The sequence below is a fragment of the Micromonospora sp. CPM1 genome (assembly GCF_023896895.1).
GTDB lineage: Bacteria > Actinomycetota > Actinomycetes > Mycobacteriales > Micromonosporaceae > Micromonospora > Micromonospora tulbaghiae.
In genome coordinates, this window is sequence record NZ_JAMHIU010000027.1 from 24876 (window position 1) to 40254 (window position 15379).

Consider the following 15379-nt stretch of genomic DNA (forward strand, 5'->3'; position numbering starts at 1 on the left):
GTGGCGAGTGCGCTCAGGTGGCCGGGTTGCCGCTCGGGACCAGGCGGAACACGCGGATCTCGCGGCCACCGGCGCGCTCGACGTACGTGCGGTACGCGGGCCACTCCTGCACCAGCCGCTGGAACAGCCGTTCCCGTTCCTCGCCGGTGACCTGCTCCGCGGTGACCGGGATCCGGCGTCCCTTGACGTCCACCTCGGCACCCGGGTGGGCCATCAGGTTGAACGTCCAGGACGGCTGGTGCTGCTGCCCCCAGTTAGAGCCGATCACCACGTAGGCGTCGCCGTCGGGGACGTACACCAGGGGGTTGCTGCGGGGCTTGCCGGAGCGGCGGCCGATGGAGGTGAGCACCAGCGTGGGCACGAGCCCGAAGGCGACCACGCGGCCCTTCGTCATCCGCCCGACCAGCCGGTCGGCCGGGACGAGCAGGCGCATGGTGGCGCCGAACCAACGCTGGTGACCTAGGCGGCGGGTGAGGGTTCCCAGGGCTGACATCCGACAAGTGTGCCGCCCCCACCGCGCCCCGTCACCCCTCGGACGGTCAGTCCGCCCCAAGGTCGACTCCATTTCCCCGAAGTGGTGGCATCCACCCCACCGGGATGCCGCCACTCCGGCGAAGTGGTGTGGATCATGGCCGGTGGGGCGGGGGGTCAGTCGAGCCGGCGTTCGATCGGCAGGCGGGAACGGGTGAACAGCGCCGCGCCGCCCATCGCCACCAGCGGCACCACGACCAGCGCGGCGAGCGTCACGCCGGGCACCGTCACCGGGTACGGCGCCTGCACCGGCCAGGCTTCCGCGTACCGCTGGTTGAGCGCGGCCAGGACGACCACGGCGGAGCCGAGCCCGGCGACGATGCCCAGCGCCGAGCCGAGTACCGCGATGACCCCGGCCTGGCAGAGGGACAGCAGGCGGCGTACCCGGGGATCGGCGCCGACCGCGGCGAGCGTGGACAGGTCCCGGCGGCCCTCGGCCGCGGCGAGGCCGGTGGCGACCGCGGCGGCGCCCAGCGTGATCAACCCGGAGGCCACGGCCAGCAGGATCAGCATCGGGCGCTGGTCCGACGGCGGGTCGGCGGTCGCCACCTGCGCGGACATGGGCCCGACGTCGAACAGCTCGTCGGTCAGCATCTCGACCTGCCGATCGGTGGGCGAGCCGGTGGTGTCCAGCAGGTAGCCCAACGGCACGGCGGACAGGCCGAGCGCGTCGGCGGCGGCGGGGGAGAGCACCAGCCGGTCGACCGTGAGACCGCCGCGCAGCGCGTACCCGGGCAGGAGACGCCCGGTGGGCGGGCCGCCGGAGTTGTAGTTGACCTCCACCCGGACCTGCCCGTCCGTCACCCGCCGGGGGTCGGTGACCACCACGCCGCCGGCGGCGAGCGTCCGGCGTGCGGCGGCCAGCTCGTCGGCGGGCGCTCCGGTGAGCGCGGCCAGCGCGCCGCCGTCGTCCACGAGCGCCGGCAGGTAGACGTCGACCGGCTCCTGGAAGGGGCTCACGCAGCGCGGATCGCGCCGGGCCGAGTCGGGGATCACCGGGTCGGAGGAGGTGTACGGGCAGCGCTGCTCGGGCGGAACGACCGCGTACGCGGCGCAGTCGTCCTTCTCCCGGACGCTGCCGGAGCAGCCGGGGACCGCGACGGGCGCCACAGCGGCGTCGGGCAGGACGGTGCGGGCCCGGGTGGCGACGACCTCGGCCGACGGCGGGTCCGCCGGGGTCTCACCGGAGTAGGTGACCAGCACGTTCCCCGGCGGGAGGCCGGGTTGCCAGAGCTCCCGCGACCGGGTCTCGTCGCTCGCCACGTAGACGCCGATCGCGACGCTTCCGGCGACCGCCGCCATCACCGCCGAGATTGCGGGCGCGGCCGACGACCGGTTGCGGCTGGCGTCGCGCAACGCGAGCCGGGGGGTCAGCGGCAGCAGCCGGCCGGCCCGGCCCAGGACGCCGACGAGCGTCGGGGTGCAGAACACCAGCCCCAGTTCGCCCAGGGCGACGCCGGCCAGCACACCGGTCTGCGAGGTGCGGCCGGCGGCGAACGCTGCCATCGCGGTCCCGGCGACGGTGAGCGCCACCCCGATCAGCAGCCAGCGGCGGCGGGGCCGGCTCGCGTCGCGCCGGCCGGCCAGGCCGGTCGCCACGTCCTGCCGGGCCGCCGTCCAGGCCGGCGCCATCGCCGCCAGCACCCCGGCCAGCACCGCCGTCGCGGCGATCGCCACCAGCGCGCTCGGGAAGACCCGGTACGCCCCGAGGCGCTCCCCGAGCAGGTACTGCTCGACGATCGGCCGGCCGGCGAACGCGGCGCCGATGCCGAGCAGCAGGCCGAGAGCGGCCCCGCCGGCGCCGAGCACCACCCCGTCGGCGAGCACGATCCGGCGCAGGTGGGCGGCGTCGCCCCCGGCCACCGCGACGAGTGCGAGATCCCGCCGCCGGCGGCGGACGCTCACCGCGAAGGCCGGGCCGACCAGCAGCACCACCTCCAGCAGGCCCAGCCCGCCGACCACGCCGATGACGCCGGCCTCGTCGGCGTCCGGTACGCGCATGCCGCGGGTGAACTCCTGCCGCCCGGGCAGCGGGTCACGGACGACGACCTGGATTCCCTGCGCGTTCAGCCGGTCGGCGAGCCCCGGGTCGAGCGGGCCGGGCAGGTCCACCAGCCAGGTGTCGCTGCCGGCCGCGGTCTCCGGGGTCACCCCGGCCAGCGTGACCACGTCCCGGAGGTTGTCCGGGTACTCCACCACCCCGACCACCCGGTACGTGGCGCCGTCGATGGTGCGGACCGGGTCGCCGATGCGGGTGTCGAGCCGGCGCAGCGCCGCCGGGCTGACCGCGATCTCGTCCGGGCGTACCGGCGGGCGGCCGTCGAGGATCTCGGCCAGCGGCCGGGTGAGCGGGTCGGTCAGGTCCAGGGCGCGCGCGTCGAGCGTCTCGACGTGCCGGCCGACCCGCGTCGAGAACGTCATCCACCAGCGCGTGCGGGCGACCCGGCTGCCCTCGGGCAGCAGCGCGCGCACCTCCTCGGCGGTCGCCGGACGGGTCCGGCCGACCCATTCGCCCTGGACCGGCCAGGCCGACTCCCCCCAGGCGTCCTGCGTCACCGGGGTGAGGCTGTCCCACCGCAACGCGACGTCGCCGCCGCCGAGCTGGCGCTCGATGCGCTCGGCGCGGGTCAGATCGCCCATGTCGTAGCTGACCGCGGCGAAGCTGAGACCGAGCACCGGCAGCGCGATCATCACCAGCACCAGCAGCGTGCGCCGGCGGGACCGCCGGGCCTCCCGGCGGGCGATCCGCAGCGCGGTCCGCCACGACCCGCGTACGGCGGCGAGGCGGCCGCCGGTCACCGGCTGCTGCCGCTGAGCAGGTGGTCGACGCCGATCAGCGGGGCGGTCGAGTCGACCATCACCCCGTCGCGCAGGAAGACCACCCGGTCCGCCCAGCCGGCGTGCCGGGCCTCGTGGGTGACCAGCACCCCGGCTGCTCCGGCGTCCACCCGTCGGCGCAGCAGATGCAGCACCGCCTCGCCGGTCTGGGAGTCCAGCGCGCCGGTCGGCTCGTCGGCGAGGACCAGGCGGCGCTCGCCGACGAGTGCCCGGGCGATCGCCACCCGCTGCTGCTGGCCGCCCGACATCTGGTCCGGGAAACGGTCGGCCAGGTCTTCGAGGTCGACCTCGCGCAGCGCGGCCAGCGCCAGCTGGCGGGCCGCCCGTACGCCGGTGCCGTCCAGTTCCAGCGGCAGCGCCACGTTCTCCACGGCGGTCAGGCTGCCGAGCAGGTTCAGGTCCTGGAAGACGTACCCGATGCGGCGGCGGCGCAGCCGGGCCAGCTCGCGGGCGGACAGCCCGACCAGCGCCTCGCCCTCGACCACCACCTGGCCGCCGGTGGGCCGGTCCAGGCCGCCGGCCAGCGCCAGCAGCGTGGACTTGCCGGACCCGGAGGGGCCCATCACCGCCACCAGCTCACCGGCCCGCACGGTCAGGCTCACGCCGCGCAGCGCGTGCACGGCGGCCTCGCCGGCGCCGTGGGTCCGGCGTACGTCCCGCAGCTCCAGCACCCCGTCGATTGGGTCCATCAGCGCCTCCCGTGCCGGGTCACCGGCGGGCTTCGTCGCCGGCCCGGTCCACCGCCTCGGGGTGGTCGACCGCCCGGATCGGCGCCGGGCGGTGCCGGACCAGGCTCGTCTCGCAGTGGTCGAGCCACCGCACCTCGGCCTCGGTCTGGAAGATCATCGCGTCCAGCACCAGCCGCCAGGGTAGATCCTCCGGCTTGTCGCTCGTGTACTTCAACCGGGTGAACTCCTGGAGCGCGCGCATGGTGGCGGTGCGCTGGGTCTGCACCACCGACCGCACGTCGACGCCGGGGGTGGTCAGCGCCAGCGCCAGTTTGATGGACAACTCGTCGCGGGGGCGGTCGGCGCGGCTGATCGGCGTGGCGAACCACAGCGCCAGGTCCGCGCGTCCGGCGTCGGTGATCTCGTACGGCCGCTGCCCGCTCTCGTTCTCCGGCAGCGGGCGGACCAGCCCGTCACGTTCCAGCCGCGCCAGCGTGGTGTAGACCTGTCCGATGTTCAGCGGCCAGGTCGACCCGGTGGACTCCTCGAACGCGGCACGGAGCTGGTAGCCGTACATCTGGCCGCGTTCGAGCAGGGCGAGCAGGCCGTGACGGATGGACATGACCGCGAGTATGCATACCTGGTATGCGCTACGCAACCGGAGGGTTCCGCCGGGTGACCGGCGTCGCGCTCAGGCCGGGCGGCCCGGGAACGGAACGGTGACCGGCGTCACCCCTGCCGTACGCCGCCAGCGGGTGGCGCGCAACGCGCAGTCGGTGAGCGCGGCGAGCGCGGTGTTCCGGTCCGCGCCGGTGGTGTGCGGCAGCGCGGCCCGCCAGTGCCCGGCCGTCCGCTCCTCGATCTCCACCGCCAGGCGCAGCGCGCTCGCCCGGTCCGTCACCGGATAGGGCAGCGCGTACCCGGCCCGGTCGGCGGGCACCTGCCCGGAGCCCTCGGCGAGCTGGAGCAGCAGCGCGTCGCGGCGGGACCGGTGGGCCGCCTCGGCGGCACGGGCCGCCGTACGCGCCGCCTCGGTCAGGTGCACGCCGATCACCCCGTACGCCCAGACCGCCGCGTACTCGGCGGCGAGCGCGTCGGCGAGCGCGGTGGCCGGCCCGGTCGTCGGGGTCATTTGAGCGCCTCCACATGGGTCGCCCGCGCGGCGGCGATGGAACCGAGCAGCGCGGCCCGCTCGGCCGGGGCCTCGGCGCACGCCCGGGCCGCGTTCGTCCGGCCCTCCTGCTCGGCCCGGCGCAGCTCGGTGAGCACGGCGTCGGGCGCGGGCGCGCTGGCCGAGCCGGCGGCCACCGGGGCACCGGACGGCGCCGGACGGCCGATCACGCGGCGTAGCTCCTCGGCGTGCGCCCGGTGCGCGTCGGCGATCGGGGTGAGCCGTTCGGCCAGCGCCGGCGCGGCGGTGGCGGCGGCCCGGTAGCGGGCCTCCAGCGCGAGCGCCTCGGCGGCCAGCGGCTCCAGCGCGTCCGGCTCCGGTGGCTCCTTGTCGCGGTCGAAAAGATCACAACCGGTCAGCGGCGCGGTGGCGCCGCCGAGCGCCACGAGCCCGCCGGCGCGCAGCAGCCAGCGCCGGGAATGCCCCGCTCTGACCTGGTCGGATGGTGTTCTGCCGATCCCCACCTGACAGAGTCAACACCATCCGCGCCGCCTCGTGGGGCAGGGTCTCGGTGCGCCGCCGGGTCCGTCGGCGGCCACAAGCGTTACGCTCTGCGCAACCACCGGGCGCGGACGCCCCGGTGGCGCGCCGGTATGGCGGGCCGATCGCCCGCACCCGGCCGAGGACAACACGGCCCGCGGGCCGTGGCAACAGCAGGAGAGGTGCGCGCAATGACGCAGCGTGGCCGTGCCACCCGGTCGACGGGGCCCGCCGGGCGGCCCCGCCGGGCCGACGGGCCCCGCGGCACGGACCGGAGCGGCGCACCTCGCGGCGATCTCGCCGCCCGCCGCAACCGGCTGCGCGAGGTGATCGAACCGGTCGTCACGGCGGCCGGTTACGACCTGGAGGACCTCTCCGTCTCCCGCGCCGGCCGGCGGCACGTGGTCCGGGTGATCGTGGACGCCGACGGCGGGATCAACCTGGACGCCGTGGCGGACGTCTCCCGCGCGGTCTCGGCGGCGCTGGACGCGGCCGAGGAGGCCGGCGGCGACATCGTGGCCGGCGAGTACCAGCTGGAGGTCAGCTCGCCCGGCGTGGACCGGCCGCTCACCCTGCCCCGGCACTGGCGGCGCAACGCCGGGCGGCTGGTCAAGGTCACCGTCCGCGGTGACGCGGGGGACCGCCAGCTCACCGGCCGGATCACGGCCGCCGACGACGAACGCGTGGTGCTGGAGACCGACGCCGGCCCCGCCGAACACCCGTACGCCGAACTCGGGCCCGGCCGGGTCCAGGTGGAGTTCAACCGCCTGGACGACCTGGCCGACGAGGACTTCGGTGACGACACCGACGACGACGAAGATCTGGAGGACGAGGAGAGGTGAACATCGACCTCGCGGCGCTGCGCGCCCTGGAGCGCGAGCGGGAGATCCCGTTCGACACGATCCTCGCGGCGATCGAGACCGCGCTGCTGACCGCCTACCGGCACACCGACGGCGCCGAGCCGCACGCCCGGGTGGAGATCGACCGCAAGAGCGGGGCCGCCTCGGTCTACGCGCAGGAGCTGGACGCCGACGGCACGGTGACCCGGGAGTGGGACGACACTCCGCACGACTTCGGGCGGATCGCCGCCATGACCGCCAAGCAGGTGATCCTCCAGCGGCTGCGGGAGGCCACCGACGAGGTGCACTTCGGCGAGTACGTCGGCCGCGACGGTGACCTGGTCACCGGCGTGGTGCAGGCGCACGAGACCCGCCGCGAGAAGGGCATCGTCAGCGTCGACCTGGGCAAGCTGGAGGGCGTCCTGCCGCAGTCCGAGCAGGTCCCCGGTGAGCGGTACGAGCACGGCGAGCGGATCCGCTGCGTGGTCGTGCACGTCGCCAAGGGCATGCGCGGCCCGCAGATCACGCTGTCCCGGTCGCACCCCGCGCTGGTGAAGAAGCTGTTCGCGCTGGAGGTGCCGGAGATCGCCGACGGCACCGTGGAGATCGGCGCGATCGCACGTGAGGCAGGTCACCGTACGAAGATCGCCGTGCGCTCGACCACCTCCGGCGTCAACGCCAAGGGCGCCTGCATCGGCCCGATGGGCCAGCGGGTCCGCGCCGTGATGAGCGAACTGCACGGCGAAAAGATCGACATCATTGACTGGTCGGACGACCCGGCGACGTTCGTCGGCAACGCGTTGTCGCCGGCCAAGGCGCTGCGGGTCGAGGTGGTCGACCTGGCCACCCGTACCGCCCGGGTGACCGTCCCGGACTTCCAGCTCTCGCTCGCGATCGGCCGGGAAGGGCAGAACGCCCGCCTCGCGGCCCGCCTGACCGGTTGGCGCATCGACATCCGGTCCGACGCGGAGACCGCGGCCCCGCAGAGCCGGGGCGGAGCTGATCACGTACCGGAGCCGGGCGGCGCGATCTCCGGCGGCTAGGGGTAGACTTACTCAGTGGCACGACGCGCGATTCCGGAGCGCACCTGTGTGGGCTGCCGGAAACGAGCGCCGGCCAGCGAGTTGTTGCGGGTCGTCGCGATCGGTGACGAGGCTGGTCACACCAGTCTCCGGCCCGATCCGGCCCGCAGACTGCCGGGTCGGGGAGCGAACATGCACCCTGATCCGGCCTGCTTCGCGCAGGCGGTGCGGCGCCGCGCCTTCGGGCGGGCACTGCGCCTCACCGGGGTTCCCGACCACGGTGCGCTTGCGGAGCACGTCGACGCGCAACCCCCGACGACCGGTCAAGCCCGACCGGTCGAGGGTCGCTAGCAAGGTAGGACGACCGACATGAGCACACGATGAAGTCCCTGAAATGACCAGGCTTCAAGTGCAGGAGTGAGGTCGCTGCGGGTGCTGCCCGCACGACCTCGGAGTGAGGAGTGCAGTGGCAGGAAAGGCCCGCGTACACGAGCTTGCCAAGGAGCTCGGGGTCGAAAGCAAGACCGTTCTCGCCAAGCTCAAGGAAATGGGCGAGTTCGTGAAGTCCGCGTCCAGCACCGTCGAGGCGCCCGTCGCCCGGCGGCTGCGTAGCGCGTTCGTAGCCGGTTCGTCGGCGCCCGCCGGCCCGCCGGCTGCCGCGCCCAGTGGCCCGGCACCGACCCCGACGCCCACCCCGACCCCGGGTGCCCCCCGGGTCTCGGCCAAGCCGATGCCGCCCCGGCGCCCGGCCGCGCCGGCCCCTGGACCGAAGCCCAAGGGCCCGGTCCCCGGCCCGCCGCAGCCGGCGACCCCGGTCGCCAAGCCGGCGAGCGCGCACGACATCGAAGTGGCGGCCGCCGAAGCGCGTGCCGCCGCGCTCAAGGCTGAGCAGGAGGCCGCGGTCAAGGCCGCCCAGGCCGCCCGCCAGCAGCAGCGCGAGACCGTACGCCGGGAGCCTCCGGCCGAGGGCGGTCCCCGTCCCGGCCCGCGTCCCGGCCCGAACGCCATGCCGCCGCGTCCGGGTTCCCCGGCCGCCGGTCGTCCCGGCGGTCCGGGTCAGGGTCAGGGCCCCGGTGCCCGGCCCGGCGGTCGTCCGCCGGCGCGCGGCGCCGGTAACAACCCGTTCGGTATCCAGGGCGGCCAGCAGCAGCGGCCCCCGGCCGCCGGTGCGGGCGGTCCCCGTCCCAGCCCGGCCGGCATGCCGCCGCGGCCCAGCCCGGCGTCGATGCCGCCGCGGCCGAGCCCGGCCTCGATGCCGAGCCAGCGCCCGACCACCGGCCGCCCCGGCGGCCCTGGTGGCGGTCGTGGTGGACCCGGCGGCGGCGCCGGTCGTCCCGGCGGCGGTGGCGGTGGCTACCGCGGTGGACCCGGCGGCGGTGGCGGCGGTGGCGGTGGCTACCGCGGCGGTCCCGGCGGCGGTGGCGGCGGTGGCGGTGGCTACCGCGGCGGTCCCGGCGGCGGTGGCGGTGCTCCCGGCGGTGGTTTCCGTCCGGGTGGTCCGGTCGGCGGCGGTGGCCGTCCCGGTGGCGGCGGCCGTGGCCGTGGCGGCGGCGCGGCGGGTGCCTTCGGGCGTCCGGGCGGCCGGCCGACCCGCGGTCGCAAGTCCAAGAAGCAGCGCAGACAGGAGTTCGACAACCTGTCGGCCCCGACCATGTCCTCGGGCGCGCCCCGCGGTCAGGGTCAGGTCGTCCGGTTGTCCCGTGGCGCCTCGCTGTCGGACTTCGCCGACAAGATCAACGCCAACCCGGGTTCGCTGGTCCAGGAGATGTTCAACCTGGGCGAGATGGTGACGGCGACCCAGTCGTGCTCCGACGAGACCCTGCAGCTGCTGGGTGAGCACCTCGGCTTCGACGTGCAGATCGTCAGCCCGGAGGACGAGGACCGCGAGCTGCTCGCGCAGTTCAACATCGACCTCGACGCCGAGGTCGCGGCGGACCGCCTGGTCAGCCGTGCGCCGGTGGTGACCGTCATGGGTCACGTCGACCACGGTAAGACCAAGCTGCTCGACGCGATCCGCAAGGCGAACGTGGTGGCCGGCGAGGCGGGTGGCATCACCCAGCACATCGGCGCCTACCAGGTCCACGTCCCGCACGAGGGCGAGGACCGCGCGGTGACGTTCATCGACACCCCGGGTCACGAGGCGTTCACCGCCATGCGTGCCCGTGGTGCCCAGGTCACGGACATCGTGATCCTGGTGGTCGCGGCCGACGACGGCGTCATGCCGCAGACCATCGAGGCGCTCAACCACGCCAAGGCGGCGGACGTGCCGATCGTGGTCGCGGTCAACAAGGTCGACAAGCCCGAGGCGAACCCGGACAAGGTCCGCCAGCAGCTGACCGAGTACGGCCTGGTCGCCGAGGAGTACGGCGGCGACACCATGTTCGTCAACGTGGCGGCCAAGCCCGGCATCGGCATCGAGGAACTGCTCGAGGCCGTGCTGCTGACCGCCGACGCGTCGCTGGAGCTGACCGCTCCGATCGACGGGCCGGCGCAGGGTGTCGCGATCGAGGCGCACCTGGACAAGGGCCGTGGCGCGGTGGCGACCGTGCTGGTGCAGAAGGGCACCCTGCGTGCCGGTGACTCGATCGTCGCCGGTGGGGCGCACGGCCGGGTCCGGGCCATGCTGGACGAGAACGGCAAGCCGGTCGATTCGGCCGGCCCGGCGCGTCCGGTCATGGTGCTGGGTCTGACCACGGTGCCGGGTGCGGGTGACACCTTCCTGGCCGCCGAGGACGACCGCACCGTGCGGCAGATCGCCGAGCAGCGGCAGGCGCGGAGGCGGGCGGCGTCGTTCGCCAACTCCCGTGGCCGGGCCACTCTCGAGACGCTCATGGAGCAGCTCAAGGAGGGCGAGAAGACCTCGCTCAACCTGGTGCTCAAGGGCGACGTCTCCGGTTCCGTGGAGGCGCTCGAGGACGCGCTGTTCAACCTCGACATCCCGGAGGAGGTCCAGCTTCGGATCATCCACCGGGGCGTGGGCGCGATCACCGAGAGCGACGTCATGCTCGCGAGCGCCTCGTCCGAGGCGGTCACGATCATCGGCTTCAACGTGCGGGCCTCGAACAAGGTCCGTGAGATGGCCGACCGCGAGGGCGTGGAGATCCGGTACTACACCGTCATCTACCAGGCCATCGAGGAGATCGACGCCGCGCTCAAGGGTCTGCTCAAGCCGGAGTACGAGGAGGTCGAGCTGGGCACCGCGGAGATTCGCGACGTCTTCCGCTCGTCCAAGATCGGCAACATCTCCGGCTGTATCGTCCGGTCCGGCCTCATCCGCCGCAACGCCAAGGCGCGGCTGCTGCGGGACGGGGCGGTCGTGGCGGACAACCTCACGATCAGCTCCTTGAAGCGGTTCAAGGACGACGCGACCGAGGTCCGCGAGGGCTTCGAGTGTGGTCTGACGCTGGGCGGCTACAACAACGTCCAGGTCGGCGACGTCATCGAGACGTTCGAGATGCGCGAGAAGCCGCGCGCCTGAGAACCACGCGTACGACCGGTCGGCGGCCGGGGCCTTCGGGCCCCGGCCGTCGCCGTTTCCGCAGGCTGCGACAATCTCCGGCGTGATCCGGTACGCACTGCTCCTCGCGCCCTCGGCCAACCGCGTCTACGCCGACGCGGCGGCCCGGCTGGCGCGCGCCGAACTGGCCGTGTTCGCCGGTTCCGGCGTGCTCGACGTCGTACCGGCCGGCGCGGAGGTGACCGGGATCGGCGGTGTGGAGTACCTGACGTTCACCACCGCCGAACCCGGGCTGGGCGAGCGGGACCTGGCTCACCTGGCGAACCTGTCGGCCGCGTACGCGCTGTTCGAGCGCGTCGGCGACGACCTGCTCCGCCCGGTGCCGTTGCGTCCGCTGGCCCGGTACGACTCCGACCTGATCACCATTCCCAAGTACGCCGGCAAGACCAACGAGCAGTTCACCCGGCTGCTGCTCAACGTCACGGTGCTCGCCTCCGCCGCCGCGCCGCGGATGCTGGACGGGCCGGTGGTGGTGCTGGATCCGCTCTGCGGCCGGGGCACCACGCTCAACCAGGCGCTGATGTACGGCTACGACGGCATCGGCATCGAGCGTGACAGTCAGGACGTGGAGGCGTACGCGGCGTTCCTGCGCACCTGGCTGCGCCGCAAGCGGCTCAAGCACACCGCCGAGTCGACGTCGGTGCGCCGGGACCGCAAGCTGGTGGCCCGCCGCTTCGAGGCGGTGCTGGCGCCGTCGCGGGACGAGCACCGGGCCGGGGCCACCCAGCGCGTCACCGTGCTGAACACCGACACCACCCGGGCCCGCGAGGCGCTGCGCGCCCGCTGCGCGGACGTGATCGTCACCGACGCGCCGTACGGGGTGGCGCACGGCAGCCGTACCGATCAGGGGTTGTCCCGCAGCCCGCTGGAGCTGCTCACCGCCGCCGTGCCGGTGTGGCGGGAGCTGCTGCGCCCGGGCGGCGCGCTCGGGCTGTCCTGGAACACCCACGTGGCGCCGCGGGCGCAGGCGGAGGCGGTGCTGGCCGACGCCGGTCTGCGGGTGCTCGGCGGCCCCGGCTTCGGTGACTTCGCCCACCGGGTCGACCAGGCGATCGAGCGGGACGTGCTGGTGGCGGTCGCGCCTTAATCGCGTGCCGGGGTGCGCCGCCCGGCGTACCGTTGCTCGCCGTGTATACCGGAACCGCGCTGTTCGACCTGTTGCTCCCGGGTGACTCCCGGTCCCTGAAGGCCAAGCGGTCCTACGTCCGGCCGATCGTCGCCGCGCTGCGCAAGTTCGAGGTCTCCGCCGCCGAGGTGGGGGCGCTGGACCTGCACGGCCGGGCCGAGATCGGGGTGGCGGTGGTGGCCGCCGAGCCGGCCCACGTCCGCGAGGTGCTCGACTCCTGCGAGCGGCTGGTCGCCGCCCGCCCGGAGACCGAGCTGCTGTCGGTCCGCCGTCGACTGCACGGCGAGGACGACTGACGGCGCGTCGCGCGGCACTCCGGCCGTGCCGCGCGACGCCCGGCCGGGCGCGGGTAGTGTTCTTCAGCGTTGGGCGGTCGGACCCGGCGGCGCCCACGCGCCCGCCGTCTCCGGCCGACGGCCCGGATCGCCTGGTGATCCGGTGCGGTCATTGGTACAGGTGATCCCGGAGGTGGGGGACATGTCGGATCCGGCCAAGGTGCGCAGGCACGCGGAGCGCATCCGGGAACTCGTCGCGTCGTTGGTGCGCAGCCAGATCAAGGACCCCCGGCTCGGCATGATCACGATCACCGACGCCCGGATCACGGCCGACCTGCGCGACGCCACCGTCTTCTACACGGTGCTCGGTGACGCGGCGGCCCAGGCGAGCACCGCCGCCGCGCTGGAGAGCGCCAAGGGCATGCTGCGCAGCACCGTCGGCAAGGCGCTCGGGCTGCGGCACTCGCCGACGCTGACCTTCGTTCTTGACGATGTGCAGGACCAGGTCAAGCACATCGACGACCTGCTCGCCGCCGCGCGTACCGCCGACGCCGAGGTGCAGCGGCTGGCCGCCAAGTCCTCGTACGCGGGCGACGCCCAGCCGTACCGGGTCGAGGAGGACGACGAGGACGCCGAGGAAGCCTCCGCGGAGGACGAGGACGACGACGAGCCGCGCGCCGGCGAGCGCCGGTGACCGAGGCGGCCGCGCCCACCGAGACCGCGTGGGCGGCCGCCGTCGCGGCGGTACGCGATCTCCCCGCCGACGCGCGGGTGCTGCTGGTCTGCCACGTGAACCCGGACGGGGACGCGCTGGGCAGCATGCTCGGCTTCGCGCTGGGCCTGCGCCGGCTCGGCGTACGCGATCTCCAGGCCACCTTCCCCGGCCCGCCGGAGGTGCCCGAGCCGTTCCGGTGGATGCCCGGGGTGGACCTGCTGGTGCCGCAGGACGACGCGTACCCGGCTCCGGACCTGGTCATCTGCTTCGACGCGGCGAGCGAGTCCCGGCTGGGCGACCTGGCGGACCGGCTGGACACGGCGGGCACGTCGCTCGTGCTCGACCACCACGCCTCGAACAGCGGGTTCGGCCGGATCAGCCTGGTCGACCCGCACGCCGCCGCCACCTCGGTGGTCGCGCTGGAGCTGCTGGACCGGCTCGGCGTGACGCTGGACGCGGAGATGGCGACCGGGCTGTACGTCGCGCTGACCACCGACACCGGCTCGTTCCGCTTCGAGGCGACCACACCGGCCGTGCACGAGATGGCGGCGCGCCTGGTCGCCACCGGCATCCGGCCCGGTGACATCTCCCGGCGGATCTTCGACACCCGCCCGTTCGGCGCCGTCCGCCTGTTCGGCGAGGTGCTGGGCCGGGCCACGCTGGAACCGGCGGCCGCCGCCGGGCACGGCCTCGTCTGGACGTACGCGACCCGCGACGACCTGGTCCGCCACGAGCAGCCCGCGTACGTGCTGGAGGCGCTGATCGACTCGGTGCGCTGCACCGCCGAGGCGGACGTGAGCTGTGTGGTGAAGCAGGCCGGCGAGGCCGAGTGGGCGGTGTCGCTGCGCAGCAAGGGCGCTGTCGACGTGAGCCGGGTGGCGGTGACGCTCGGCGGCGGGGGGCACCGGTTCGCCGCCGGCTTCACCGGCCGGGGAGCGCTCGACGAGGTGGTCGGGCGGATCCGCGCCGAGCTGGCCACCGGCACGCTCTAGCCCTTAGGGCTGGAATTGCCCTGATATTTCTGCCGTGCCGAGGTGCGGCGGCGATCTGAAGTGTGAGCTGATCGGCGGCTTTTCCAGGGATTACGAGGCGTGCCAGCCTTTCCGCCGTCCGTGACGCTGGGGACAATCGGGTGATGGATCATCCCCGTGAGCTCACCGTCGAGGCGCCCCGGGCCTGGGACCGGCCGGTCGTCTCCGTGCCGGTGCTGATCTGCCTCTCTCTGGTCGGCGGCCAGATGCCGTCCTTCTCGACCGCCGCGAACCTCTACATCCTCACCACCGGCGGGGGGTTGATCTGGGTCGGCCTGAGCAACCGGGTGCCCCGGCGTCCGGCGCCGCGCCGGCTGCCGTCGGTCGCGCTCTGGTGGCTGGTCCCGGTGACCGTCTTCGGGGTCTTCGAGGGGGCGACCTTCGTGATGGCGGCGGGGGACGACTTCCCCACCTTCTCCCGGCTGGCCGATCCGCTGCTGGAGGACAACCTGGCCCGCTCGGCGGCCTGGTTCGCGTGGCTGTCCGCGTTCTGGGGACTGGTGCGCCGATGATGCGGGCACTGGCGATCGGCGGTTTCCTGGTCTCGATCGTGCTGTTCGCCGTCGTCGAGTGGGCCGCGCGCCGGGAGGGGTCGCGGATCCCGTCGCTGGCCGACGTCTGCGCGTTCGTGATGCGGTACGAGGTGGGCCCGGTGCCGGTGGGCCGGATCGGGCTGTTCGGTTTCTGGTGGTGGCTGGGCTGGCACTTCCTGGCCCGTTGACCGCTCTCGCCGGGCCGGGGCGACGACATTGATCTGTCCGCATTTCGGGAACAGTGGGCAGTATCTGGAAAGTGAACGTTAATTTGGGTGCGGGACCGGCGCTTCGCGGCGCTGGTCACGGGCGGTGGTGCCGCACCCGGCTTCGCCTCCCTCCAGGGTCAGACCGACCCGGGCTCCCGCTGCCAGGCGAGCCGCTCCGGTGATCCCGGACCGCTGCCGGGCGCTCAGCCGCCGACGACTCCCGGTCGCGGCGCGACCCGTCGTCGCGCCGAGCCGGAGCGCCGGGCGCCCGTAGGACCGCCACGTCCCGGCGGTCCGCACCCTGGAAGGACCTCAGATGCCCAGCAAGCGCAAGCCGCAGACCGAGACCACCACCGACGAGGCGCGCGAGCAGATGCGCCGCGCGCTGCAGACCTCGATGGACACCCGTCAGTGATGTACGCCG

At 74.2% G+C, this 15379-nt stretch carries 15 protein-coding genes and 1 pseudogene; 10 read left to right on the forward strand and 6 right to left on the reverse strand.

Translation table 11 applies throughout. The features are described from left to right. Positions 1–13 precede the first annotated feature (13 nt). From M8C11_RS25915 to M8C11_RS25940, 6 genes are all read right to left on the reverse strand, one after another. Complete coding sequence (locus M8C11_RS25915; protein WP_252453934.1) at positions 14–493, reverse strand: nitroreductase family deazaflavin-dependent oxidoreductase; 480 nt, start codon at positions 491–493, stop codon at positions 14–16. A 155-nt stretch (positions 494–648) separates the two neighbouring features. Beyond that, complete coding sequence (locus M8C11_RS25920; protein WP_252453935.1) at positions 649–3330, reverse strand: FtsX-like permease family protein; 2682 nt, start codon at positions 3328–3330, stop codon at positions 649–651. After that, positions 3327–4058, reverse strand: a complete 732-nt coding sequence (locus M8C11_RS25925) for an ABC transporter ATP-binding protein (protein WP_252453936.1) — start codon at positions 4056–4058, stop codon at positions 3327–3329. Before M8C11_RS25925 ends, M8C11_RS25920 begins: the two co-directional genes overlap by 4 nt. Positions 4059–4077: 19 nt before the next feature. Beyond that, a complete protein-coding gene (locus tag M8C11_RS25930) occupies positions 4078–4659 on the reverse strand; it encodes a PadR family transcriptional regulator (RefSeq protein WP_013284661.1) in 582 nt (193 codons plus the stop codon). A 69-nt stretch (positions 4660–4728) separates the two neighbouring features. Further along, positions 4729–5169 carry a ferritin-like domain-containing protein gene (locus tag M8C11_RS25935; RefSeq protein WP_120573921.1) on the reverse strand — a complete coding sequence of 147 codons (441 nt, stop codon included), beginning with the start codon at positions 5167–5169 and terminating at the stop codon, positions 4729–4731. Next, positions 5166–5615, reverse strand: coding sequence for a hypothetical protein (locus M8C11_RS25940; protein ID WP_252453969.1), 450 nt, complete (start codon positions 5613–5615; stop codon positions 5166–5168). The genes M8C11_RS25935 and M8C11_RS25940 overlap by 4 nt, the downstream gene beginning before the upstream one ends. 264 nt (positions 5616–5879) lie before the next feature. On the opposite strand from M8C11_RS25940, the gene rimP reads away from it, so the two are divergent. The 10 genes and pseudogenes from rimP to M8C11_RS25990 all read left to right on the forward strand — a co-directional run bounded on the left by rimP (position 5880) and on the right by M8C11_RS25990 (position 14934). Further along, positions 5880–6530, forward strand: coding sequence for a ribosome maturation factor RimP (gene rimP, locus M8C11_RS25945; protein WP_120571118.1), 651 nt, complete (start codon positions 5880–5882; stop codon positions 6528–6530). Then, a complete protein-coding gene (nusA, locus tag M8C11_RS25950; protein WP_120571117.1) occupies positions 6527–7570 on the forward strand; it encodes a transcription termination factor NusA in 1044 nt (347 codons plus the stop codon). Before rimP ends, nusA begins: the two co-directional genes overlap by 4 nt. A 15-nt stretch (positions 7571–7585) precedes the next feature. Then, positions 7586–7922, forward strand: a pseudogene (locus M8C11_RS25955) (YlxR family protein). Between the two features lie 93 nt (positions 7923–8015). Continuing rightward, on the forward strand, positions 8016–11027 hold the full coding sequence (gene infB / locus M8C11_RS25960) for a translation initiation factor IF-2 (protein ID WP_252453937.1): 3012 nt from the start codon (positions 8016–8018) through the stop codon (positions 11025–11027). 82 nt (positions 11028–11109) lie between these two features. Further along, positions 11110–12153: a TRM11 family methyltransferase gene (locus M8C11_RS25965; protein ID WP_252453938.1), complete on the forward strand. Its 1044-nt coding sequence runs from the start codon at positions 11110–11112 to the stop codon at positions 12151–12153. A gap of 41 nt (positions 12154–12194) precedes the next feature. Next, positions 12195–12488: a DUF503 domain-containing protein gene (locus tag M8C11_RS25970; RefSeq protein ID WP_043325814.1), complete on the forward strand. Its 294-nt coding sequence runs from the start codon at positions 12195–12197 to the stop codon at positions 12486–12488. A 181-nt stretch (positions 12489–12669) separates the two neighbouring features. Then, complete coding sequence (rbfA, locus tag M8C11_RS25975) at positions 12670–13161, forward strand: 30S ribosome-binding factor RbfA (RefSeq protein ID WP_252453939.1); 492 nt, start codon at positions 12670–12672, stop codon at positions 13159–13161. Next, positions 13158–14174: a bifunctional oligoribonuclease/PAP phosphatase NrnA gene (locus tag M8C11_RS25980; RefSeq protein WP_252453941.1), complete on the forward strand. Its 1017-nt coding sequence runs from the start codon at positions 13158–13160 to the stop codon at positions 14172–14174. Before rbfA ends, M8C11_RS25980 begins: the two co-directional genes overlap by 4 nt. A 143-nt stretch (positions 14175–14317) precedes the next feature. Then, on the forward strand, positions 14318–14725 hold the full coding sequence (locus M8C11_RS25985) for a hypothetical protein (RefSeq protein ID WP_145822828.1): 408 nt from the start codon (positions 14318–14320) through the stop codon (positions 14723–14725). Then, positions 14725–14934, forward strand: a complete 210-nt coding sequence (locus M8C11_RS25990; RefSeq protein ID WP_030269837.1) for a DUF6186 family protein — start codon at positions 14725–14727, stop codon at positions 14932–14934. The genes M8C11_RS25985 and M8C11_RS25990 overlap by 1 nt, the downstream gene beginning before the upstream one ends. Positions 14935–15379 lie beyond the last annotated feature (445 nt).